The sequence below is a fragment of the Streptomyces sp. NPDC051051 genome (assembly GCF_040682975.1).
Lineage (GTDB): Bacteria > Actinomycetota > Actinomycetes > Streptomycetales > Streptomycetaceae > Streptomyces.
This window is the reverse complement of record NZ_JBFBCB010000009.1, coordinates 1-22,879: the sequence shown is the minus strand read 5'-3', so window position 1 is coordinate 22,879 and position 22,879 is coordinate 1. Positions and strand designations below refer to the sequence as shown.

Genomic DNA, 22,879 nt, shown 5'->3' with positions numbered 1-22,879 from the left:
CCCAAATCCGGGGCAATTTGTCTTAAATGTCCATCCCGGCTGAGGCTGACCAGGACTTTTCCGCTGTTCTCGCTGACTCTGGCGGTGTTGGCCGCTAGTCTCCGAGCGGAGGGTCAACGGGCAACCGTGTTGCTCGTGGCTCTCCAGGTGTGGGGCGACTAGGTTCCTCACCGGTCCGTATCCGACAGTTCGACATCCGAGGTGACGTAGGCGTGGCTCTTCCGCCCCTTACCCCCGAACAGCGCGCAGCCGCGCTCGAAAAGGCCGCCGCGGCTCGCCGGGAGCGGGCCGAGGTCAAGAATCGACTCAAGCACTCCGGCGCCTCCCTTCACGAGGTCATCAAGCAGGGCCAGGAGAATGACGTCGTCGGCAAGATGAAGGTCTCCGCGCTCCTGGAGTCCCTGCCGGGCGTGGGCAAGGTCCGCGCCAAGCAGATCATGGAGCGGCTCGGCATCTCCGAGAGCCGCCGGGTGCGCGGTCTCGGCTCCAACCAGATCGCCTCCCTGGAGCGTGAGTTCGGCGACACGGCCAAGTGAGTCCGACGTGCTCCGGGCACAGCGTCCCGGGCACGGCGCGACAGCTGGAATAATCGCTGCATGGCAGTAACACCCCGGGGGACGACCCCCGAACCCCCGGACGCACGTCCGCGGCTGACCGTGCTCTCCGGCCCCTCCGGGGTCGGTAAGAGCACGGTCGTCGCTCATATGCGCAAAGAACACCCCGAGGTCTGGCTCTCGGTCTCGGCGACGACCCGCAGGCCCCGCCCCGGCGAGAAGCACGGCGTCCACTACTTCTTCGTCACCGACGACGAGATGGACAAGCTGATCGCCAACGGCGAGCTGCTGGAGTGGGCCGAGTTCGCCGGCAACCGCTACGGCACGCCGCGCGCGGCCGTGCTGGAGCGCCTGGAGGCGGGCGAGCCCGTCCTCCTCGAGATCGACCTCCAGGGCGCGCGGCAGGTCCGCGGCTCCATGCCCGAGGCCCAGCTGGTGTTCCTCGCCCCGCCCTCCTGGGAGGAACTGGTGCGCAGGCTCACCGGCCGCGGCACCGAGCCGCCCGAGGTCATCGCCCGCCGTCTGGACGCGGCCAAGGTCGAACTCGCGGCCGAGCCGGAGTTCGACGAGACCCTGGTCAACACCTCCGTCGAGGACGTGGCGCGCGAGCTGCTAGCCTTGATGGATGTTGTGTGATCACGAATGTGTGATCATGCCCGTCTTTTCCCACCTATCGGAAGGTAGAGCGTGTCCTCTTCCATCTCCGCTCCCGAGGGCATCATCAACCCGCCGATCGACGAGCTCCTCGAGGCCACCGACTCGAAGTACAGCCTCGTGATCTACGCGGCCAAGCGGGCCCGTCAGATCAACGCGTACTACTCGCAGCTCGGCGAGGGCCTCCTCGAGTACGTCGGTCCGCTCGTCGACACCCACGTCCACGAGAAGCCGCTCTCGATCGCGCTCCGGGAGATCAACGCGGGTCTGCTGACGTCCGAGGCCATTGAGGGCCCGGCTCAGTAGTATTTTCAGCTCGCAGTAGGTTTTCCACAGGCCCGGCGGCGCGACTGCCGGGCCTGTGGTGTGTGATGGACCCATGCGCCGGGAGCTGCGGCGTACGGTTTCCGAGGTCCGGGGAGAGACGGTGGACAAACCCAAGGTCGTGCTCGGGGTCAGCGGTGGCATCGCCGCCTACAAGGCCTGCGAGCTGCTGCGCAGGCTGACCGAGTCGGGCCACGACGTGCGCGTCGTCCCCACCGCCTCCGCCCTGCACTTCGTCGGCGCGGCCACCTGGTCCGCCCTCTCCGGCCACCCGGTCTCCACCGAGGTCTGGGACGACGTCCACGAGGTACCGCACGTCCGCATCGGCCAGCACGCCGACCTCGTGGTCGTCGCCCCCGCCACGGCCGACACGCTCGCCAGGGCCGCCCACGGACTGGCCGACGACCTGCTCACCAACACCCTGCTCACCGCCCGGTGTCCGGTCGTCTTCGCCCCGGCGATGCACACCGAGATGTGGGAGCACCCGGCCACCCGGGAGAACGTGGCGACGCTGCGCCGCCGCGGTGCCGTCGTCGTCGAACCGGCCGTCGGCCGGCTCACCGGCGTCGACACCGGCAAGGGCAGGCTGCCCGACCCCGCCGAGATCTTCGAGGTCTGCCGACGCGTCCTGGCCCGCGGACCGCGGGAGCCCGACCTGGCCGGGCGGCACGTCGTCGTCAGCGCGGGCGGCACCCGCGAGCCTCTCGACCCCGTCCGCTTCCTCGGCAACCGCTCCTCCGGCAAGCAGGGCTACGCCCTCGCCCGTACCGCCGCCGCCCGCGGCGCCCGCGTCACGCTCGTGGCGGCCAACACCGCGCTGCCCGACCCCGCCGGCGTCGACGTCGTCCAGGTCGGCACCGCCGTACAGCTGCGCGAGGCGGTGCTGAAGGCGGCGGCCGACGCCGACGCGGTGGTCATGGCGGCCGCGGTCGCCGATTTCCGGCCCGCCGCCTACGCGCCCGGCAAGATCAAGAAGAAGGACGGGCAGGATCCGGAACCCATCGTCCTGCTGCGGAATCCGGACATCCTTGCGGAGATCTCCGCCGAGCGCGCCCGCCCCGGCCAGGTGGTCGTCGGCTTCGCCGCCGAGACCGACGACGTGCTGGCCAACGGCCGGACGAAACTGCGCCGCAAGGGCTGCGATCTGCTGGTCGTCAACGAGGTGGGGGAGCGCAGGACCTTCGGCTCGGAGGAGAACGAGGCGGTCGTCCTGGGCGCCGACGGCAGCGAGACCCCCGTCCCGCACGGCCCCAAGGAAGCACTGGCCGAAATCGTGTGGGACCTGGTGACGCGGCGACTGGAGTGATTGTTTGATGCGCACGGTCCCCCGGCCTTCGCCCGTTCGGCGTGGCACCCCTGGCCAACAGCGGCCGGCATTCGGCAGAATGCCTGTGCCGCAGGTCACAGCGCTCCCGAGAGGCGAGACAGGTGGGCCGGTGGTGAAGCGCGACCGATAAACTGTTGTCGGACGACGCCGGGCGCAGCTCCCGTCGCGTCCGCCCATGATCAGCCAGCAGCCGCTGCAACCCCAGGGAGCGTTGTGTCCCGTCGCCTGTTCACCTCGGAGTCCGTGACCGAGGGTCACCCCGACAAGATCGCTGACCAGATCAGCGACACCATTCTCGACGCGCTTCTGCGCGAGGACCCGACGTCCCGGGTCGCCGTAGAGACCCTGATCACGACCGGCCTGGTGCACGTGGCCGGTGAGGTCACCACCAAGGCGTACGCGCCGATCCCGCAGCTGGTCCGGGACAAGATCCTGGAGATCGGCTACGACTCCTCGAAGAAGGGCTTCGACGGCGCCTCCTGCGGCGTCTCGGTGTCCATCGGCGCGCAGTCCCCGGACATCGCCCAGGGCGTCGACACGGCGTACGAGACGCGGGTCGAGGGTGACGACGACGAGCTGGACCGGCAGGGCGCGGGCGACCAGGGCCTGATGTTCGGCTACGCGTCCGACGAGACGCCGACGCTGATGCCGCTCCCGATCTTCCTGGCCCACCGCCTGTCGAAGCGCCTCTCGGACGTCCGCAAGAACGGCACCATCCCCTACCTGCGCCCCGACGGCAAGACCCAGGTCACCATCGAGTACGACGGCGACAAGGCGGTCCGCCTGGACACCGTCGTCGTCTCCTCGCAGCACGCGTCCGACATCGACCTGGACTCGCTGCTCGCGCCCGACATCCGCGAGTTCGTCGTGGAGCCGGAGCTGAAGGCGCTGCTGGACGAGGGCATCAAGATCGACACCGAGAACTACCGTCTGCTGGTCAACCCCACCGGCCGGTTCGAGATCGGCGGCCCGATGGGCGACGCGGGTCTGACCGGCCGCAAGATCATCATCGACACGTACGGCGGCTTCGCCCGCCACGGCGGCGGTGCCTTCTCCGGCAAGGACCCGTCCAAGGTCGACCGCTCCGCCGCCTACGCGATGCGCTGGGTCGCGAAGAACGTCGTCGCCGCCGGCCTGGCCGCGCGCTGCGAGGTCCAGGTCGCGTACGCGATCGGCAAGGCCGAGCCGGTCGGTCTGTTCGTCGAGACCTTCGGCACGCACAAGATCGACCCCGAGAAGATCGAGAAGGCCATCGACGAGGTCTTCGACCTCCGCCCGGCCGCGATCATCCGCGACCTCGACCTGCTCCGCCCGATCTACGCCCAGACCGCCGCGTACGGCCACTTCGGCCGCGAGCTGCCCGACTTCACGTGGGAGCGCACGGACCGCGTGGCCGCGCTGAAGGAGGCGGCGGGCCTCTGAGGCCACCGTCACCGCGACTCACCGGGCCCGGCTTCCCCAGGGAGGCCGGGCCTCGGCGTTGCGCGGCGCCGCCCCGCGGCCGGCGGGGCCGGGCGACGCGGGCGCTCGGAAGCGGCCGTTGTCAGCGGCGTTTGGTATGAATGCAGGCGTGAGCAGCGAGAACGGGCAGCGGGAGGGCGGCGGGGACGGGGCGCCGCCGGAGCAGCTCGCGCTTCTCCGCGAGAGCGTGCGGCAGGCCAAGGCGCCGCGGGCGAAGCCGCGGACCTGGCGGGGGGCCGCGCTCGCCGAGGAGATGCCGGTCGCGCGGGTCCTCGTCGACAAGGGCGTCCTGCATCTCGACCGGTACTTCGACTACGCGGTGCCGGCCGAGCTGGACGCGGACGCCCAGCCGGGCGTGCGGGTGCGGGTGCGGTTCGGGGCCGGTCGCGGGCGGGTGCGCGAGGGGCGCCGTGAGGGCGGCGGGCTGATCGACGGGTTTCTCGTCGAGCGGCTCGCCGAGTCGGACTACGCCGGGCCGCTCGCCGCTCTCGCCCAGGTCGTGTCGCCCGAGCCCGTGCTGAGCCCGGAACTGCTGGGGCTGGCGCGGTCCGTCGCCGACCGGTACGCGGGCAGCCTGGCGGACGTGCTCCAGCTGGCCGTGCCGCCGCGCAGCGCCCGGGCCGAGCAGCGGCCCTCGCCCGCCCCCCTCCCCCCGCCGCCGGCGCCGTCACCGGGCCCGTGGGGGCGGTACGAGCACGGGGCCGCGTTCCTCGACGCGCTGGCCCAGGGAGGGTCCCCGAGGGCGGTGTGGAACGCGCTGCCCGGTCCTGAGTGGAGCGAGGAGCTGGCGCGGGCCGTCGCCGCGACGCTGGCCTCGGGGCGCGGCGCCCTCGTCGTCGTACCGGACGGACGGGCCGCCGCGCGCGTGGACGGCGCTCTGACGGCCCTGCTGGGCGAGGGGCGGCACGCCCTGCTCACCGCCGACGCCGGGCCGGAGAAGCGGTACCGGGAGTGGCTCGCGGTGCGGCGCGGAAGTGTGCGGGCGGTCGTCGGGACCCGGGCCGCCATGTTCGCGCCGGTGCGCGACCTGGGACTGGTCGCGGTGTGGGACGACGGGGACGACAGCCACAGCGAGCAGCATGCCCCGCAGCCGCACGCGCGCGACGTGCTGCTGCTGCGGGCGGCGCAGGACAAGTGCGGCTTCCTGACGGGAGGTTGGAGCTGCACCGTCGAGGGGGCGCAGCTCGTCGAGAGCGGGTGGGCGCGGCCCCTGGTGGCCACCCGGGAGCAGGTGCGCCGGGCCGCGCCGCTGGTGCGGACCGTGGGGGACCAGGAACTCGCCCGGGACGAGGCCGCCCGGGCCGCCCGGCTGCCCAGCCTCGCCTGGCAGGCCGTCCGCGAGGGCCTGCGGCACGGGCCCGTGCTCGTGCAGGTGCCGCGGCGCGGCTACGTGCCGCGCATGGCGTGCGCCGCCTGCCGGGCACCCGCCCGGTGCCGGCACTGCTCCGGGCCCTTGGAGGCGCGGGACGGCGGGGCGCTGTGGTGCGGTTGGTGCGGGCGCGAGGAGGGGGCCTGGCACTGCCCGGAGTGCGGTGGCTTCCGGCTGCGTGCGCAGGTCGTCGGGGCGCGGCGGACCGCCGAGGAACTGGGCCGGGCGTTCCCCGCCGTACCGGTGCGGACGTCCGGGCGGGAGCAGGTGCTGGACACCGTGCCGGGCACACCCGCGCTCGTGGTGAGCACACCGGGCGCGGAGCCCGTCGCCGAGGGCGGATACGCGGCGGCCCTGCTGCTGGACGGCTGGGCCATGGTCGGACGGCCCGACCTGCGGGCCGGGGAGGACGCGCTGCGGCGCTGGATCGCGGCCGCCTCCCTGGTACGGCCGCAGGGCGACGGGGGGACCGTGGTCGTCGTCGCCGAACCGACCCTGCGACCGGTGCAGGCACTGGTGCGGTGGGACCCCGTCGGACATGCCGTGCGCGAACTGTCGGAACGGGCCGAACTGGGCTTTCCCCCGGTGTCGCGGATGGCGGCCGTCACCGGGACGGGGGAGGCGGTGGCCGCTTTCCTCGGCTCCGTGGAGCTGCCCCGGGAGGCCGAGTTGCTGGGACCCGTCCCGCTGCCGGTCACTCCCGCGGGGCGGCCCCGGCGGCCGGGGGCGCCGCCGCCCGGCGAGCAGTGGGAGCGGGCGCTGGTCCGGGTGCCGCCGGGGAAGGGGGCCGCCCTGGCCGCCGCGCTCAAGGCGGCGCAGGCCGCGCGGATGGCGCGGGGCGGTGCGGCCTCGCGGGGCGAGGGGGCTTCGGGGGCGGTGTGGGTGCGGGTGGATCCGCCGGACATCGGGTGACGGCCGGCCGGGGCGGGAGGGTGCGCCGTCGGCCGTCGGTGGTGGGCTGTCAGTGGCCGGCCGACGGTGGCCGGCTGCGGCCGGGCTGCGGGGCACCCTGCACGGGGCCCGGACCACGGGCCGCGGCCCGCGAGGCACCTGGCCCACGAGGCACGTCGGCCAAGCCCTGCGGCCCGCTCCGGGGGCGTGCCGCCCTGCTCTCCTCCGCCTCGACACGCCTCCGCCGGGCCGGCCCCGGCATGCGTCTGCCCCCTCGGGCGCGCCGAGAGGGCAGGGGGGAGGGGTCAGCCGTTCCGCAGGCCGGGGAAGGCCGTGGGTCTGACGTCCTCGCGCAGGGACGAGCTGCCCGCCGTCGGCTGGGTCGGCATCGAGCGGGCCGCGGGGACCGTGGGGACCACGGGGATGCCGGTGCCCACGTTGACCGTGCGGGTGGCCGGCGTCTCGGCCGCCGTTTGGTCGGCCTCCGCGGCCGTCTGGGCGGCGGCGCGGCGGGCGCCGTAGCGGCGGTGGACCGCCTGCTTGGTCACGCCGAGCGCGGAGCCCACCGCGTCCCACGAGAAGCCGAGCGAGCGGTCGAAGTCCACCGCCGCGGTGACCAGGGTCTCGACGCTGTCCCGCAGTTCCTGGGCGAGGCGGACCGTCGGGGCGGGGGCGCGTCCGTAGACGACGAAGCCCGTGGACGGGCCGGAGCGGCGCGGGCGGTAGACGTTGCCCAGCTGGGCCGTCAGGGTGCGCAGCGCGTCCACCTGCCGGCGGACCCGCTCGATGTCCCGCACCAGAAGTTGCAGGCTGGCACGGGCCTGGGCGTCGTGGGTTGCGTGGTCGGCCATGAACAAGCCTCTCGAACCGGCGTTGAAGAGAAAGGGGCGGCCCGCGGTGAGGCGCGGTCCGGTGTGGTCAACTCTGTCTTGACCAACGCGGATGCGCTCCGCTGGTCACGGTGTGGGGGCGTATGGGCATCTGCGTACGCCCCCGGCGAGAGCGCCCGCCGGCCTTCGGCCTGCCGTGGGTGTTCCGTGCCGTCGGCGGCTTTCCCCGGTGGCGCAATAAACTTGTGCGTCGCCCGTCGTCCGTTCCCTTCGAGAGGCCCGTGCCCACTCATGAAGCTCGTCTTCGCCGGTACCCCCGAGGTCGCCGTTCCCGCTCTGGACGCCCTGCTCGCCTCCGGACGGCACGAGGTGGCCGCCGTCGTCACGCGGCCCGACGCGCCGGCGGGGCGGGGGCGCCGGCTGGTCGCCTCCCCCGTGGCGCAGCGGGCCGAGGAGGCCGGGATCGAGGTGCTGAAGCCGGCCCGGCCGCGCGAGCCGGAGTTCCTGGCACGGCTCAGGGAGATCGCCCCGGACTGCTGCCCCGTCGTCGCCTACGGCGCCCTGCTGCCCAGGGTGGCCCTCGACATCCCGGCCCACGGCTGGGTCAACCTGCACTTCTCGCTGCTGCCCGCCTGGCGAGGGGCCGCGCCCGTGCAGCACGCCGTCATGGCGGGGGACGAGATCACCGGCGCCTCCACCTTCCTCATCGAGGAGGGGCTCGACTCCGGGCCCGTCTACGGCACGGTGACGGAGGAGGTCCGGCCCACCGACACCAGCGGTGACCTGCTCACCCGGCTGGCGTTCGCCGGCGCCGGGCTGCTCGCCGCCACCATGGACGGGATCGAGGACGGCTCGCTGAAGGCCGTACCGCAGCCGCAGGACGGCATCACCCTCGCGCCGAAGATCACCGTCGAGGACGCGCAGGTCGACTGGGCCGCTCCGGCACTGCGCGTCGACCGGGTCGTGCGCGGGTGCACTCCCGCGCCGGGTGCCTGGACGACGTTCCGCGGTGAGCGGCTCAAGCTCATCCAGGTGCGGAGCGCGCCGGGGCGCGACGACCTCGCGCCGGGCGCGCTGGCCGTCGGCAAGAACAGCGTGCACGTCGGCACCGGATCGCATGCCGTCGAGCTGCTGTGGGTGCAGGCGCAGGGCAAGAAGCCGATGCGGGCGGCCGACTGGGCCCGCGGGGTGCGCATCACGGACGGCGAGCGGGTCGGGGAGCGGGCGGGCGAGTAACCGACGCCGTGGCCGGGGCGGCAGCCGCCGGGAGCAGCCGGGGAGCGGCCGGGGGAGCGATGCTCCCGCACCGGGGCCGGCCCGCCCGTCGTAGGCTGGGCGTACCCTCATCCTGCAATCCGGAGCACCTTTTTCGTGAGCGAGCAGCCCCGCCGTCCCCGCACCACCGGCAAGCCCCACCGTCGGCCCAAGAAGGACCCCGTCCGCTTCCTCGCGTTCGAGGTGCTGCGGGCCGTGGACGAGCGGGACGCCTACGCCAACCTCGTGCTGCCGCCGCTGCTGCGCAAGGCGCGGGCCGGCGGGGACTTCGACGGGCGGGACGCCGCCCTCGCCACCGAGCTGGTGTACGGGACGCTGCGACGGCAGGGGACGTACGACGCGATCGTCGCCGCCTGTGTCGACCGGCCGCTGCGGGAGGTCGACCCGCCCGTGCTCGACGTGCTCGGCCTCGGTGTGCACCAGCTGCTCGGGACCCGGATCCCGACGCACGCCGCCGTGTCCGCCTCCGTCGAGCTGGCGCGGGTGGTGCTCGGCGACGGGCGGGCCAAGTTCGTCAACGCGGTCCTGCGCAAGGTCGCCCAGCACGACCTCGACACCTGGATCGAGAAGATCGCGCCGCCCTACGACGACGACCCCGAGGACCATCTCGCCGTCGTCCACTCGCACCCGCGCTGGGTCGTCTCCGCGCTGTGGGACTCCCTCGGCGGCGGCCGGGCCGGTATCGAGGAACTGCTGGAGGCCGACAACGAGCGGCCCGAGGTGACCCTGGTCGCCCGGCCCGGCCGGGCCACGACGGACGAGCTGCTGCACGAGGAATCCGCCGCCCCCGGACGCTGGTCGCCGTACGCCGTGCGGCTCACCGAGGGCGGCGAACCCGGCGCGATCGAGGCCGTGCGGTCCGGGCGCGCGGGCGTGCAGGACGAGGGGAGCCAGCTGGTGGCGCTCGCGCTCGCCAACGCGCCGCTGGAGGGCTCCGACACGCGCTGGCTCGACGGCTGCGCCGGGCCCGGCGGCAAGGCCGCGCTGCTGGCGGCGCTCGCCGCCGAACGCGGCGCCGTGCTGCTCGCCTCGGAGAAGCAGCCGCACCGGGCCGGGCTCGTGGCCAAGGCGCTCGCCGGGAACCCCGGGCCGTACCAGGTCGTCGCCGCCGACGGGACGCGGCCGCCGTGGCGGCCCGGTTCCTTCGACCGGGTGCTGATGGACGTCCCCTGCACCGGGCTCGGCGCCCTGCGCCGCCGGCCCGAGGCGCGCTGGCGGCGCAGGCCCGAGGACCTGGACGGCTTCGCACCCCTGCAGCGCGGCCTGCTGCGGACCGCGCTGGAGTCCGTACGGGTCGGGGGCGTCGTCGGGTACGCCACCTGCTCCCCGCATCTCGCGGAGACCCGGGCCGTCGTCGCCGACCTGCTCAAGCAGTTCCCGGAGGCCGAACTGGTCGACGCCAGGCCCCTGCTCCCGGGCGTACCGGCCCTCGGAGACGGGCCCGACGTCCAGCTGTGGCCGCACGTGCACGGGACCGACGCGATGTACCTGGCGCTCATTCGGAGGACTGGCTGACCGGCGCTTCCGGCCGGGGCACCTGCGCCGCCGCGCCGTCCCGGCGGGCCAGCGGGTGCGGCCACCACACCTTCCTGCCCACGTCCAGGAAGAGCGCGGTGACCAGGACGGAGCGGACGACGAAGGTGTCCAGCAGGACGCCCAGCGCGACCGCGAAGCCGATCTCGGCGAAGCCCAGCACGGGAAGCGTGCCGAGCGCGGCGAAGGTGCCGGCCAGGACCAGCCCGGCCGAGGTGATCACCGCCCCGGTCGTGGCCAGGCCGGTGACCACGCCGGGCCGGGTGCCCTGACGGACCGACTCCTCGCGGATGCGGGTCGTCAGGAAGATGTTGTAGTCGATGCCCAGCGCCACCAGGAACACGAACACGAACAGGGGGAAGGCCACGTCCTCGCCCGCGTAGTCGAAGACGTGCCGGAAGGCGAGGGCGCTCAGTCCGAGCGCGGTGGCCAGGGACAGCACCACCGTCCCGACCAGCAGCAGCGGCGCCACCAGGGCGCGCAGCAGCACACTCAGCACGAGCAGCACCACGACCAGGACGAGGGGGATGACCAGGTAGTTGTCGTGGGTCTGGGCCTCGTCCATGTCCAGCAGGGCCGCGGTGCCGCCGCCCACCCGCGCGTCGGCGCCGGGCACGGCGTGCACCGCGTCGCGCACGCGCTCCACGGTCGCCTTGGCCTCGGAACTGTCGGCGGGGGCGCGCATCGTCGCCTCCAGCAGCACCTTCCCGTCGTGCTCGGGCGCGGTCCCGGGCGGTACGCCGATGCTCGCCGGGACGACACCCGGATCCGCGGCGACCGTGCGGCCCACCTGCTCGGCCCGGTCCGCGTTCGACACGATCACCAGCGGATCACCGGCGCCGGCCGGGAAGTAGCGCGCCGACACCTTCTGTCCGACGATCGAGTCCGGTTCGCCGGTGAGGGCGTCCGCGTTGGCGATGCCCGCCGCGCGCAGCTGGAACAGACCGAGGGACAGGGCCGCCAGCACCGCGGCCGTGATGCCCCACACCATGCGGGGGCGGCGGGCGATACCGCGGCCGGTACGGGCCCACACGCCGCCCACGGTGGGATCGGCGGACCCCTCGTGCGGAACGGCCGGCCAGAAGATCCAGCGGCCGAACACGAGCAGCAGGGCCGGGAAGAGGGTGAGCATCGCCAGCAGGGCGACCGCGACGCCGATGGCGGCGACCGGACCCAGGCCCCGGGTCGAGTTCATCTCGGCGACCAGCAGCACCAGCATGCTCAGCACGACCGTGGCGCCGGAGGCGAGGACCGCCGGGCCGGCGCGGTTGAGGGCCAGTTCCATCGCCTCGTGCCGGTCGTGGTGGCGGCGCAGCTCCTCCCGGTAGCGGGCGACCAGCAGCAGCGCGTAGTCGGTGCCCGCGCCGAAGACGAGCACCGTCAGGATGCCCGCGCTCTGGCCGTTGACGGTCAGGCCGGCGTGCGTGGCGAGGACGTGGATCAGCGCCTGGGCCGTGAACAGCGCGGCCACCACCCCGAGCAGCGGCACGAACAGCAGGACCGGACTGCGGAAGGTGAACAGGAGCATCACGACCACAACGGCCATCGCGGAGAACAGCAGCGTGCTGTCGATGCCCTCGAAGGCCTTGGAGAAGTCGGCCGAGGTGCCGCCGGGTCCCGTGATGTGAACGGTGAGTCCGTCCTCGCCCCGGCCCACGTCGTCGCGGATGGAGTCGACCGCGGGGGTGATGCGCTGCCAGCCCTGCGCGTCCATGGTGATGGGCACGTAGATCTGAGCGGCCCGGGGTGCCGTCGGCCGGTCGAAGACCGGGCCCTTGACCTCCGCGCCGCGGATGCCGTGCGCGCGCAGCGCGCTCACCTGGCGGACGTCCTCGGCGATGTGCTGCCGGTCCTGGGCGGTCAGCCCGTCGGCGCGCGCGTAGACGACGACCGCGGGGATCTGCTCCGGCCGGAACTCCTCGGAGACGCTGAGGACCCGGGTGGACTCGGCGGAGCCCGGCAGCCAGGACTGGGCGTCGTTGTCCTGCGCGTCGTTCAGCTTCGCGCCGAAGGGCGCCGCGATCACCAGGACGACCAGCCAGAGGACCAGGACCAGCCACTTGGACCGCCGTCCGCAGACGAGCCGGACGGCGCCCCGTTTCCAGACGTCGAGCTGCCTCACAGCCACCCCCGTTCCCGGACGCGGTACCGCTGGGCCGCCCGGAACGGCACGCGCGGCCCCCGCGGAACATCCGATGAACGTCCCGGATACGGACCGGCGCCAACGAACGCGCCCGGACATGGCAGTCTTGGGTCATGGCCGCGCAGATCAACCCCAGCATCCTGTCCGCCGACTTCGCCCGCCTCGCGGACGAGGCGAAGGCGGTCGAGGGAGCCGACTGGCTTCACGTCGATGTCATGGACAACCATTTCGTCCCGAACCTCACGCTCGGTGTGCCGGTCGTGGAGTCCCTGGCCCGTGCGACGGACACGCCGCTGGACTGCCACCTGATGATCGAGGCCCCCGATCGCTGGGCGCCCCAGTACGTCGAGGCGGGGGCCGGTTCCGTCACCTTCCACGTCGAGGCGGCCGCCGCGCCGGTCCGGCTCGCCCGCGAGATCCGCGCCAAGGGGGCGCGCGCCTCGATGGCGCTGAAGCCGGCGACGCCCGTCGAGCCGTACGAGGACCTGCTCCCCGAACTCGACATGCTGCTGATCATGACGGTCGAACCGGGCTTCGGGGGACAGGCGTTCCTCGACATCATGCTGCCCAAGATTCGCCGCACCCGCGAGTTGATCAGCAAGCACGGTCTCGAGCTCTGGCTCCAGGTGGACGGCGGGGTCTCGGCCGCCACCATCGAGCGGTGCGCCGAGGCGGGCGCCGACGTCTTCGTCGCCGGCTCGGCGGTCTACGGGGCGTCGGACCCGGCCGAGGCGGTACGTGCACTGCGCACGCAGGCCGAGGGGGCGACCGCCGAGGCGTCCTGGGCGTGCGCCCACTGACGGACGGGTGGGCGACCGCGGGACCAAGGGAACGTGAACGGCCGCGATCAGGGCCGATCGAGTGCGCCGCATCTGCAAGGATGAACGGCGAATCCAGAGTGTGAACAGCAGTGAGGAGATCGCCGTGTCGGGTATGTCGGCGGGCCGGTCAGCCATGCGGATGGGACCCGCTGAGCTGGTGCAGGCGGCGGCCATGGCCCGCCGCTTCTACCTCGAGGGCAAATCCAAGATCCAGATCGCCGAGGAGTTCGGCGTCAGCCGCTTCAAGGTGGCCCGGGTCCTGGAGACCGCTCTCGAACGGGATCTCGTACGGATCGAGATCCGCGTGCCGGCCGAACTGGACGCCGAGCGCTCCGACGCGCTCCGCGCCAGGTACGGCCTCAGGCACGCCGTGGTGGTCGAGTCCCCGGCCGACGCCGAGGAGTCGCCCGACCCCGAGAACCTCGGGGAGGTGGCCGCCGACCTGCTCGGCGAGCTGCTCAACGAGGGGGACGTCCTGGGCCTGGCCTGGGGCCGGTCCACCATCCACATGGCGGCGGCGCTGGACCGGCTGCCGCCCTGCACGGTGGTGCAGCTGACGGGCGTGTACGACGCCGGGACCGCCGAGCGCGGCTCGGTCGAGGCCGTCCGCCGCGCCGCCCAGGTGTCCGGCGGCGACGCGCACCCCATCTACGCGCCGATGCTGCTGCCGGACGCGGCCACCGCGATCGCGCTGCGCCACCAGACCGGGATCGCCCGGGCCTTCGAGTACTTCGACAAGGTCACGGTCGCCTGCGTCTCCATCGGTTCGTGGGAGCCGGGCATCTCGACCGTGCACGACATGCTCAGCGACGAGGAGCGGGCGCACTACGCCTCGCTCGGGGTCGCCGCCGAGATGTCCGCGCACCTCTTCGACTCCGAGGGGCGCCGGGTCGGCCGGGACCTCGGCGAGCGGTGCATCACCGTCAAGGCGGACCAGCTCCGCCGCATCCCCGAGGTCGTCGCGATCGCGGGCGGGCAGCGCAAGGCGGCCGCGATCGACGCGGTGCTGCGCTCGGGGCTCGTCACCAGCCTGGTGACCGACACCTCGGCCGCGGACTACCTGATGACGGCGGGCCCGACGCCCAGGCCCGCCCTGAACCGGGCGGACCCCGACGGGGCCTGACCGCCCCCGACGGCAGGTCATGAGGGGACGGCCGTGACAGCGTCGACGCACGCTGCCGCGGTGCGTCCCCCGTGTGCTTCCCCGCCCGCTCGTCACCCACTGCACCGACGACCACCCGACTCGTTCAGGACGGTACCGAGATGACGCAGCACGTGGTCACGCTGGACCTCGACGGGGTCACGGACAAGGCGGGCCTGATGGACCGTGCCGCCCGTGCCCTGAACCTCCCGGAGTGGTTCGGGCGCAACTGGGACGCGCTCGCCGACTCCCTCGCCGACCCCGGCGTCTGGCCCGCCGGGTGCGCCGACCGGGGGCTGCTGGTCGTCGTACGGGGCTGGCGGCCGTACGCGCGGGAGAACGCGCGGGAGTGGGCGGTCGCCGAGGAGGTGTTCGCGCAGGCCGTGGACCGGACGCCCCGGCTGTCGGTGGCGCTCGCCCTCGGGGGCGTCCCGGGCGCTTGACCGGCGGGCCCCGCGGGTATCCCTCGGACGATCCTCCGAACACCCTCCTGACCTGCCTGGACGATCGTCCCGGGCCGGGCATGACGGCTCTCGTGGGACAATGAAGTACGTGCTCTTCCCCCTGGCCGGCCGGTCCGGGGGTCACCTCTGATCGACTGGGATGTGCGGCACGTGCGTTTCCTCAACGACATCCAGCCCGCGTACGACCTCACGTACGACGACGTCTTCATGGTCCCGAGCCGCAGCGCGGTCGGATCGCGTCTGGGCGTGGACCTCAACTCCCCGGACGGCACGGGCACCACGATCCCGCTGGTCGTGGCCAACATGACCGCCGTCGCCGGGCGCCGGATGGCCGAGACCGTGGCGCGGCGCGGCGGCCTCGTGGTGATTCCCCAGGACATCCCGATCGACGTCGTCACCGACGTCATCTCCTGGGTCAAGAGTCGCCACCTCGTGCTGGACACCCCGATCGTGCTCGCCCCGCACCAGACCGTCGCCGACGCGCTGGCCCTGCTGCCCAAGCGCGCGCACAACGCGGGCGTCGTCGTCGACGGGGACGCCCGCCCCGTCGGTGTCGTCACGGACACGGACCTCAGCGGCGTCGACCGCTTCACCCAGCTCACCGAGGTCATGTCCAAGGACCTGCTGCTCCTGGACGCGGACATCGACCCCCGTGAGGCCTTCAACACCCTCGACGCGGCCAACCGGCGCTACGCCCCCGCGGTCGACGCGGACGGCCGACTGGCCGGCATCCTCACCCGCAAGGGCGCCCTGCGCGCCACCCTGTACACGCCCGCCACCGACGCGCGGGGCAGGCTGCGGATCGCCGCCGCCGTCGGCATCAACGGCGACTTCGCCGAGAAGGCCAAGCTGCTGCTGGACGCGGGCGTCGACACTCTCGTCATCGACACGGCCCACGGCCACCAGGAGTCGATGATCAGCGCGATCCGGCTGGTGCGCGACCTCGATCCGCAGGTCCCGATCGTCGCCGGCAACATCGTCTCCGCCGAGGGCGTCAAGGACCTCGTCGACGCGGGAGCCGACATCATCAAGGTCGGCGTCGGCCCCGGCGCCATGTGCACCACCCGCATGATGACCGGCGTGGGCCGGCCGCAGTTCTCCGCGGTCCTGGAGTGCGCGGCCGAGGCGAGGAAGTACGGCAAGCACGTGTGGGCCGACGGCGGCGTCCGCCACCCGCGCGACGTGGCGATGGCCCTCGCGGCCGGCGCGTCCAACGTGATGATCGGCTCCTGGTTCGCGGGCACCTACGAGTCCCCGGGCGACCTCCAGCAGGACGCCGGCGGACGGCTCTACAAGGAGTCGTTCGGCATGGCGTCCGCGCGCGCGGTGCGCAACCGCACCTCCGAGGAGTCGGCGTACGACCGGGCCCGCAAGGCCCTGTTCGAGGAGGGCATCTCCACCTCGCGCATGTTCCTCGACCCGGGCCGTCCGGGCGTCGAGGACCTGATCGACTCGGTCGTCGCGGGCGTCCGCTCCTCCTGCACCTACGCCGGTGCCGCCTCCCTGGAGGAGTTCGCCGAGAAGGCCATCGTCGGCCTCCAGAGCGCGGCCGGCTACGCGGAGGGCCAGCCCCTGCACGCCAGCTGGAGCTGAGCACCCCGCGGGGCGCCGCCGTCGCCGCCGAGGACACCGCGGGCCCGGCCGTCGCCGGGCCCGCGTCCTTCCGCGCCGCCGACGGCCTCCGCCGTCACCGCGCAACGAATGGGCACTCCGCCGCGACAGACGCAACGATCTTGCGGATACGCGCAAGGTTGCTGCATTACACCGGCAACGCTCCCCCTCGTAGGGTCGTGCGCTGTACAAGGTGCGGCGGGGACCCCGCTCGGTGGGTTCCTGTTCGCGCAGGGGTGCCGCCGGTCCCCGTCGCTCCGATCGGCAGCGACGAAGGAGTCAGCGCGTGCTCGACCAAGGCGCACCCCCGCAACAGGGCAGTCGGACCGTCCCCGCACCCCCCGGGCTCGGCGCGCGCCTGATGCGGCGCAAGCCCGTGGAACGCCTGGTCGCCGAGGGTGGCCAGGGCGAGGGAGGGTCCCTGCGGCGCTCCCTCGGACTGTGGCAGCTGACCATGATCAGCATCGGCGCGACGCTCGGCACCGGTATCTTCGTCGTCCTCGGCGAGGCGGTCCCCAAGGCCGGCCCGGCCGTCACGCTGTCCTTCGTGATCGCCGGACTCACGGCGCTGTTCTCGGCCCTGTCCTACGCCGAACTGGCGGGCACCATCCCGGTCGCCGGTTCCTCCTACTCGTACGCGTACGCAACGATGGGCGAGCTGATCGCCTGGGTCTGCGGCTGGTGCCTGGTGCTGGAGTACGGCGTGTCGGTCGCCGCGGTCGCGGTCGGCTGGGGCGAGTACCTCAACGAACTGCTCGACGGCACGATCGGCGTCACCATCCCGGCCGCACTGTCCGCCCCGCCCGGTGACGGCGGCGTCTTCAACCTGCCGGCGCTGATCGTCGTCCTGCTCGCGATGGCGTTCCTGCTCGGCGGCGCCCGCGAGTCCGCCCGCGCCAACACCGTCATGGTCGTCGTGAAGATCGCCGCGCTGGTGCTCTTCTGCGCCATCGGCGTCCAGGGCTTCCGCTCCGGCAACTACGCCGACTTCATGCCGCTCGGCATGGCCGGCGTCAGCGCCGCCGGGGCCACCCTCTTCTTCTCGTACATCGGCTTCGACGCCGCCTCCACCGCCGGTGAGGAGGCGACGAACGCGCAGCGCGACCTGCCCCGCGCGATCATGCTGTCCCTCGTCATCGTGACCGCCCTGTACGTCCTGGTCGCCGCCGTCGCCGTGGGCGCCAAGCCCTGGCGGGGCTTCACCGACTCGGAGGCCGCGCTCGCCCAGATCATGCGCGACGTCACCGGCCAGGCCTTCTGGGGCACCCTGCTGGCCTTCTGCGCGGTCATCGCCATCGCCAGCGTCGTCCTGACCGTCCTGTACGGCCAGACCCGCATCCTCTTCGCGATGTCCCGGGACGGGCTCGTGCCCAAGGTGTTCTCCCGCGTGCACCCGAAGACCGGCGCGCCCCGCGCCAACACGCTGATCGTCTCGCTGTTCTGCGGTGTCCTGGCCGCCGCCGTCCCGCTCGGCCAGTTGGCCGACGCCACCAGCATCGGTACCCTCTTCGCCTTCGCCCTGGTCAACGTGGCCGTCGTGGTGCTGCGCCGGACCCGCCCGGAGATGCCCCGTACCTTCCGCGTCCCGCTGTCGCCGGTGCTGCCCGCGCTGGGCTTCGCCTTCTGCGTCTGGATGATGGGCAGCCTCTCCGCCGTCACCTGGGTGGTCTTCGGTGTCTGGATGGCGGTCGGGCTCGTGTTCTACTTCCTCTACGGCCACCGCCGCTCCCGCCTCGCGTCATCCGAAGTGAAGTGAACGACCCGCAGTGCTGAACGATCTCGACGAACGCATCGTGCACGCCCTCGCCGAGGACGCCCGCCGCTCCTACGCGGACATCGGGCAGCTCGTCGGCCTCTCCGCACCCGCCGTGAAACGGCGCGTGGACCGGCTGCGCGCCACCGGGGCCATCACCGGTTTCACGGTGCGCGTCGACCCGGCGGCCCTGGGCTGGGAGACCGAGGGGTACGTCGAGATCTACTGCCGGCGCAACACCTCGCCGGAGACCATCCAGCGGGGCCTGGAGCGCTACCAGGAAGTCGTGGCCGCCTCCACCGTCACCGGGGAGGCGGACGCGATCGCCCAGGTCTTCGCCGCCGACATGCGCCACTTCGAGCGGGTCCTGGAGCGGATCGCGGGGGAGCCCTTCGTGGAGCGCACGAAGTCGGTGCTGGTGCTCTCCCCGCTGCTGCGCCGCTTCTCCTCCGGCTCGCCGACCTGAGAGCCGCCGGCCCTGCGGCCGCCGGCTCCGCGAGGCTCCGGCGCCGCGGCCGCCGGCTCCGCAAAGCGCTGGTGAGCGGCCCGGGCCCGGGTCTACCCTCGGTCCCATGACCTGGCGACATTGATCCAGCAGCCGTGCCTCCCGAGGGCCGCCTCGGACGCCGTACCCCCGGTGTCCGAAACGTCCCTGCGGGAAGGCCCCATGACTCACTCACCTGCCCGTGCGCCCGTCGGCGCACCGGGCGTACGGCGGCTCACGACCACGCTGTACGGCTACGCGTTCCTGGACGAGTTCGTCCTGCTCTACCCGGTGTACGCGCTGCTGTTCGCCGACACCGGGCTGTCCGTCGGGCAGATGTCCTCGCTGTTCGTCCTCTGGTCGGCGACCGGCGTCCTGCTGGAGGTCCCCTCCGGCGCCTGGGCGGACGCCGTCTCCCGCCGGCTGCTGCTGTGGCTGGGCCCGCTGCTGGGCGCGGCCGGCTTCGCGCTGTGGGTGCTGTTCCCCTCGTACTGGGCCTTCGCCGCCGGCTTCGTGCTGTGGGGCGCGCGCGGGGCGCTCGGCTCGGGCGCCCTGGAGGCCCTGGTCTACGAGGAGCTGGAGCGGCTCGGCGCGGCGGACCGGTACGCCCGCCTCATGGGCCGGGCCCACGCGGCCGGGCAGGCCGCGGCGATGACGGCGATGGCCCTGGCCGGCCCGGTGTTCGCGGGGTACGGCTATCCGGCGGTCGGCGCGGCCAGTGTGCTGGCCTGTCTGCTGTGCGCCGCGACGGCGACCCGCTTCCCCGAGCACCGCGCCCCCGCTCCCGCCGACGGTGACGACGAGGGCTGGGCGGCGACCCTGCGGGCCGGCCTCGCCGAGGCCCGCCGCGACCGCTCCGTGCGCGGCGCCCTCCTGCTCGTCCCGGCCGTCGCCGCCGTCTGGGGCGCCCTCGACGAGTACACCCCGCTGCTGGCGCGGGACACCGGCGCCCGCGACGCGTCGATCCCCTGGCTGCTGATGATGATCTGGGCCGGCGTCACCGCCGGAAGCCTGCTGGCCGGCCCGGCCGGGCGCCTGGGCCGCAGGGGGTTCGCCGTGCTGCTCACCGCCGCCGCGCTCGCCCTCGCCGTCGGGGCGGGCGCCGGCACACCGGCCGGCCTGGCCCTGGTGGCCCTGGCCTTCGGCGGCTTCCAGCTGGCGACCGTACTGGCCGACGCCCGCCTCCAGCGGCGCATCGAGGGCACCGGCCGGGCCACTCTCACCTCCGTCGCGGGCCTGGGAACCGAACTCGCCACGATCGCGGTGTACGCCACCTACGCCCCGCTCGCCTCGGCGACCGCGCACGGCACCGCCTTCGCGCTGCTCGCGGCCCCCTGCCTGGTGACCGCGCTGCTGGTGGCCGTGCGGCGGTGATCCCGCGGCGGTGATCCCGGGCGCGGGGCCGCGCAACGAATCGCCGCCCCGCGCCCTCCGCACGCAACGAACAGCTCACCGGCGCGCAACGGCTCCTCCTTGTCCGCCCCGGTCGGCGGACCGTACCGTCTAGGTGTCCCCCACACCCTTCCGCCTCCGGTGAGGAACACGCATGCGCATCGCCCTGCTCCAGAGCTCCGGCCGCCCCGGCTCCGTCGTCGAGAACCTCAAGGTCCTCGACGAGGCCGCGGGCCGCGCCGCCGCCGCGGGCGCCGGGCTGCTGGTCGCGCCGGAGATGTTCCTGACCGGGTACGCGATCGGCGACGACATCGCCCGCCTCGCCGAGCCCGCCGACGGCGACTCCGCGGACGCGGTCGCCGACCTCGCCGGACGGCACGGTCTCGCGGTCGCCTACGGATACCCGGAGCGCGACGGCGAGACGGTGTACAACGCCGCGCAGCTGATCTCCGCCGACGGGGTCCGCCTGGCGAACTACCGCAAGACCCACCTCTTCGGCTGCTTCGAGCGCGACCACTTCACGCCCGGCGACCGGCCCCTCGTCCAGGCGGAGCTCGGCGGCCTGACCGTCGGCCTCATGATCTGCTACGACGTCGAGTTCCCGGAGAACGTCCGCGCCCACGCGCTGGCCGGCACCGGCCTGCTGGTGGTGCCGACGGCGCAGATGCACCCCTTCCAGTTCGTCGCCGAGTCGATGATCCCGGTGCGCGCCTTCGAGAACCAGATGTACGTCGCCTACGTCAACCGGGTCGGCAGGGAAGGGGAGTTCGAGTTCGTCGGACTCTCCACCCTGGCCGGTCCCGACGGCGTCGCCCGCGCCCGCGCCGGACGCGACGAGGAACTCGTGTTCGCCGACGCCGACCCCGCCTTCGTGGCCGCCTCCCGCGAGGCGAACCCGTACCTGAAGGACCGCCGCCCCGGCCTCTACGGGTCCCTGGTCTGAGCCCCCGTCTTCCCTTTCTTCCCTTCCTCGTCGCCGCAAGGAGTCCGCACCCCATGACGTCCACCGTGCCCAACGCCGTCGAGCACGCAGACGAGCAGCAGCCGCCGATCACGATGTTCGGCCCGGACTTCCCGTACGCCTACGACGACTTCCTCGCCCACCCGGCGGGCCTCGGCCAGATACCGGCCACCGAGCACGGCACCGAGGTCGCCGTGATCGGCGGCGGGCTGTCCGGGATCGTCGCCGCCTACGAGCTGATGAAGATGGGCCTCAAGCCCGTCGTGTACGAGGCCGACCGGATCGGCGGGCGGCTGCGCACGGTGGGCTTCGACGGCTGCGACCCCTCGCTGACCGCCGAGATGGGCGCGATGCGCTTCCCGCCGTCCTCCACGGCGCTCCAGCACTACATCGACCTGGTGGGCCTCGAGACCCGCCCGTTCCCCAACCCGCTCGCCGAGGCCACGCCCTCGACCGTCGTCGACCTCAAGGGCGAGTCCCACTACGCCGAGACGATCGACGACCTGCCGCAGGTCTACCGGGACGTCGCCGCCGCCTGGAACAAGTGCCTGGAGGAGGGCGCCGACTTCTCCGACATGAACCGGGCCATGCGCGAGCGCGACGTGCCGCGCATCCGCGAGATCTGGGCGAAGCTCGTCGAGAAGCTCGACAACCAGACCTTCTACGGCTTCCTCTGCGACTCCGAGGCCTTCCGGTCCTTCCGGCACCGCGAGATCTTCGGCCAGGTCGGCTTCGGCACCGGCGGCTGGGACACCGACTTCCCCAACTCCATCCTGGAGATCCTCCGGGTCGTCTACACCGAGGCCGACGACCACCACCGCGGCATCGTCGGCGGCTCCCAGCAACTGCCGCTGCGGTTGTGGGAGCGCGAGCCGGAGAAGATCGTCCACTGGCCCTACGGCACCTCCCTCGCGGGCCTGCACGAGGGCGGTGAGCCCCGCCCGGCGGTGACCCGCCTCAACCGCACCGCGGGCAACCGCATCACCGTCACCGACGCGAACGGGGACATCCGCACCTACCGGGCCGCCGTCTTCACCGCGCAGTCCTGGATGCTGCTGTCGAAGATCGCCTGCGACGACTCGCTCTTCCCGATCGACCACTGGACGGCGATCGAGCGCACCCACTACATGGAGAGCTCCAAGCTCTTCGTCCCCGTCGACCGGCCGTTCTGGCTGGACAAGGACGCGGACACGGGCCGGGACGTCATGTCGATGACGCTCACCGACCGCATGACCCGCGGCACCTACCTCCTCGACGACGGCCCGGACCGGCCCGCCGTGATCTGCCTGTCCTACACCTGGTGCGACGACAGCCTGAAGTGGCTGCCGCTGTCCGCGAACGAGCGGATGGAGGTCATGCTCAAGTCGCTCGGCGAGATCTACCCGAACGTCGACATCAGGAAGCACGTCATCGGCAACCCGGTCACCGTCTCCTGGGAGAACGAGCCCTACTTCATGGGCGCGTTCAAGGCCAACCTGCCCGGCCACTACCGCTACCAGCGGCGCCTGTTCACCCACTTCATGCAGGACCGGCTGCCCGAGGACAAGCGGGGCATCTTCCTCGCCGGCGACGACATCTCCTGGACCGCGGGCTGGGCCGAGGGCGCCGTCCAGACGGCCCTCAACGCGGTGTGGGGCGTGATGCACCACCTCGGCGGGACGACGGACGCGACCAATCCGGGCCCGGGCGACGTGTACGACGAGATCGCCCCGGTCGAACTCCCGGAGGACTAGGGCGTGTTTCGAAAGTCCCGTCTGCCCGGCGACGCCTGGCACGCACGCTCGCCGCGTTGTCGGGATCGCCCCGATACAACCAGTATCGGGGCGACCCTCCGCCTTGCGATCGCACGCACCAGACGCCGCCGGGCCTGCCCTTCGGGCAGACGACGCTA

At 73.2% G+C, this 22,879-nt stretch carries 19 protein-coding genes; 17 read left to right on the top strand and 2 right to left on the bottom strand.

Features of this window, described 5'->3' with window-relative positions; all coding sequences use genetic code 11:
• The first annotated feature begins 212 nt into the window (after window positions 1-212).
• From AB0N31_RS09425 to AB0N31_RS09400, 6 genes are all read left to right on the top strand, one after another.
• Entirely contained in the window at window positions 213-536 is a 324-nt protein-coding gene (locus AB0N31_RS09425) for an integration host factor (RefSeq protein ID WP_073493500.1), read from the top strand.
• A gap of 60 nt (window positions 537-596) precedes the next feature.
• Window positions 597-1,190 (top strand): guanylate kinase, encoded by a 594-nt coding sequence (gmk, locus tag AB0N31_RS09420; RefSeq protein WP_366057807.1) that lies wholly within the window; start codon window positions 597-599, stop codon window positions 1,188-1,190.
• 51 nt (window positions 1,191-1,241) lie between these two features.
• Complete coding sequence (rpoZ, locus tag AB0N31_RS09415) at window positions 1,242-1,514, top strand: DNA-directed RNA polymerase subunit omega (protein WP_003977348.1); 273 nt, start codon at window positions 1,242-1,244, stop codon at window positions 1,512-1,514.
• A 121-nt stretch (window positions 1,515-1,635) separates the two neighbouring features.
• Window positions 1,636-2,838 carry a bifunctional phosphopantothenoylcysteine decarboxylase/phosphopantothenate--cysteine ligase CoaBC gene (gene coaBC / locus AB0N31_RS09410; RefSeq protein WP_366057806.1) on the top strand — a complete coding sequence of 401 codons (1,203 nt, stop codon included), beginning with the start codon at window positions 1,636-1,638 and terminating at the stop codon, window positions 2,836-2,838.
• A gap of 234 nt (window positions 2,839-3,072) precedes the next feature.
• Window positions 3,073-4,281 (top strand): methionine adenosyltransferase, encoded by a 1,209-nt coding sequence (gene metK, locus AB0N31_RS09405; protein ID WP_366057805.1) that lies wholly within the window; start codon window positions 3,073-3,075, stop codon window positions 4,279-4,281.
• Between the two features lie 148 nt (window positions 4,282-4,429).
• On the top strand, window positions 4,430-6,601 hold the full coding sequence (locus AB0N31_RS09400; protein WP_366057803.1) for a primosomal protein N': 2,172 nt from the start codon (window positions 4,430-4,432) through the stop codon (window positions 6,599-6,601).
• A gap of 284 nt (window positions 6,602-6,885) precedes the next feature.
• Here the strand turns inward: AB0N31_RS09400 and AB0N31_RS09395 are convergent, their stop codons facing one another.
• Window positions 6,886-7,431, bottom strand: coding sequence for a hypothetical protein (locus AB0N31_RS09395; protein ID WP_366057802.1), 546 nt, complete (start codon window positions 7,429-7,431; stop codon window positions 6,886-6,888).
• A gap of 270 nt (window positions 7,432-7,701) precedes the next feature.
• Between AB0N31_RS09395 and fmt the strand changes: the two genes are divergently transcribed.
• Together fmt and AB0N31_RS09385 are read left to right on the top strand one after the other, a co-directional pair.
• On the top strand, window positions 7,702-8,646 hold the full coding sequence (gene fmt, locus AB0N31_RS09390; protein ID WP_366057801.1) for a methionyl-tRNA formyltransferase: 945 nt from the start codon (window positions 7,702-7,704) through the stop codon (window positions 8,644-8,646).
• Between the two features lie 135 nt (window positions 8,647-8,781).
• Window positions 8,782-10,200 carry a transcription antitermination factor NusB gene (locus AB0N31_RS09385; protein ID WP_366057800.1) on the top strand — a complete coding sequence of 473 codons (1,419 nt, stop codon included), beginning with the start codon at window positions 8,782-8,784 and terminating at the stop codon, window positions 10,198-10,200.
• On the opposite strand, the gene AB0N31_RS09380 is transcribed toward AB0N31_RS09385, so the two are convergent.
• On the bottom strand, window positions 10,181-12,460 hold the full coding sequence (locus AB0N31_RS09380) for an MMPL family transporter (RefSeq protein ID WP_366057798.1): 2,280 nt from the start codon (window positions 12,458-12,460) through the stop codon (window positions 10,181-10,183). The genes AB0N31_RS09385 and AB0N31_RS09380 overlap by 20 nt on opposite strands.
• A gap of 14 nt (window positions 12,461-12,474) precedes the next feature.
• Between AB0N31_RS09380 and rpe the strand changes: the two genes are divergently transcribed.
• The 9 genes from rpe to AB0N31_RS09335 all read left to right on the top strand — a co-directional run bounded on the left by rpe (window position 12,475) and on the right by AB0N31_RS09335 (window position 22,721).
• Entirely contained in the window at window positions 12,475-13,161 is a 687-nt protein-coding gene (gene rpe, locus AB0N31_RS09375; RefSeq protein WP_366057797.1) for a ribulose-phosphate 3-epimerase, read from the top strand.
• A 100-nt stretch (window positions 13,162-13,261) separates the two neighbouring features.
• On the top strand, window positions 13,262-14,305 hold the full coding sequence (locus tag AB0N31_RS09370) for a sugar-binding domain-containing protein (RefSeq protein ID WP_366057796.1): 1,044 nt from the start codon (window positions 13,262-13,264) through the stop codon (window positions 14,303-14,305).
• 140 nt (window positions 14,306-14,445) lie between these two features.
• Window positions 14,446-14,766, top strand: a complete 321-nt coding sequence (locus AB0N31_RS09365; protein WP_366057795.1) for a barstar family protein — start codon at window positions 14,446-14,448, stop codon at window positions 14,764-14,766.
• A 171-nt stretch (window positions 14,767-14,937) separates the two neighbouring features.
• Window positions 14,938-16,380 carry a GuaB1 family IMP dehydrogenase-related protein gene (locus AB0N31_RS09360; protein WP_366057794.1) on the top strand — a complete coding sequence of 481 codons (1,443 nt, stop codon included), beginning with the start codon at window positions 14,938-14,940 and terminating at the stop codon, window positions 16,378-16,380.
• A gap of 304 nt (window positions 16,381-16,684) precedes the next feature.
• On the top strand, window positions 16,685-18,154 hold the full coding sequence (locus tag AB0N31_RS09355) for an amino acid permease (protein WP_366057793.1): 1,470 nt from the start codon (window positions 16,685-16,687) through the stop codon (window positions 18,152-18,154).
• A 10-nt stretch (window positions 18,155-18,164) separates the two neighbouring features.
• Entirely contained in the window at window positions 18,165-18,617 is a 453-nt protein-coding gene (locus AB0N31_RS09350; RefSeq protein ID WP_073493514.1) for an Lrp/AsnC family transcriptional regulator, read from the top strand.
• 201 nt (window positions 18,618-18,818) lie between these two features.
• Window positions 18,819-20,009 carry an MFS transporter gene (locus AB0N31_RS09345; RefSeq protein WP_366057792.1) on the top strand — a complete coding sequence of 397 codons (1,191 nt, stop codon included), beginning with the start codon at window positions 18,819-18,821 and terminating at the stop codon, window positions 20,007-20,009.
• Window positions 20,010-20,181: 172 nt separating this feature from the next.
• Window positions 20,182-20,970 carry a carbon-nitrogen hydrolase family protein gene (locus tag AB0N31_RS09340; protein WP_366057791.1) on the top strand — a complete coding sequence of 263 codons (789 nt, stop codon included), beginning with the start codon at window positions 20,182-20,184 and terminating at the stop codon, window positions 20,968-20,970.
• A gap of 53 nt (window positions 20,971-21,023) precedes the next feature.
• Window positions 21,024-22,721: an NAD(P)/FAD-dependent oxidoreductase gene (locus tag AB0N31_RS09335; RefSeq protein ID WP_366057790.1), complete on the top strand. Its 1,698-nt coding sequence runs from the start codon at window positions 21,024-21,026 to the stop codon at window positions 22,719-22,721.
• Window positions 22,722-22,879: the final 158 nt, after the last annotated feature.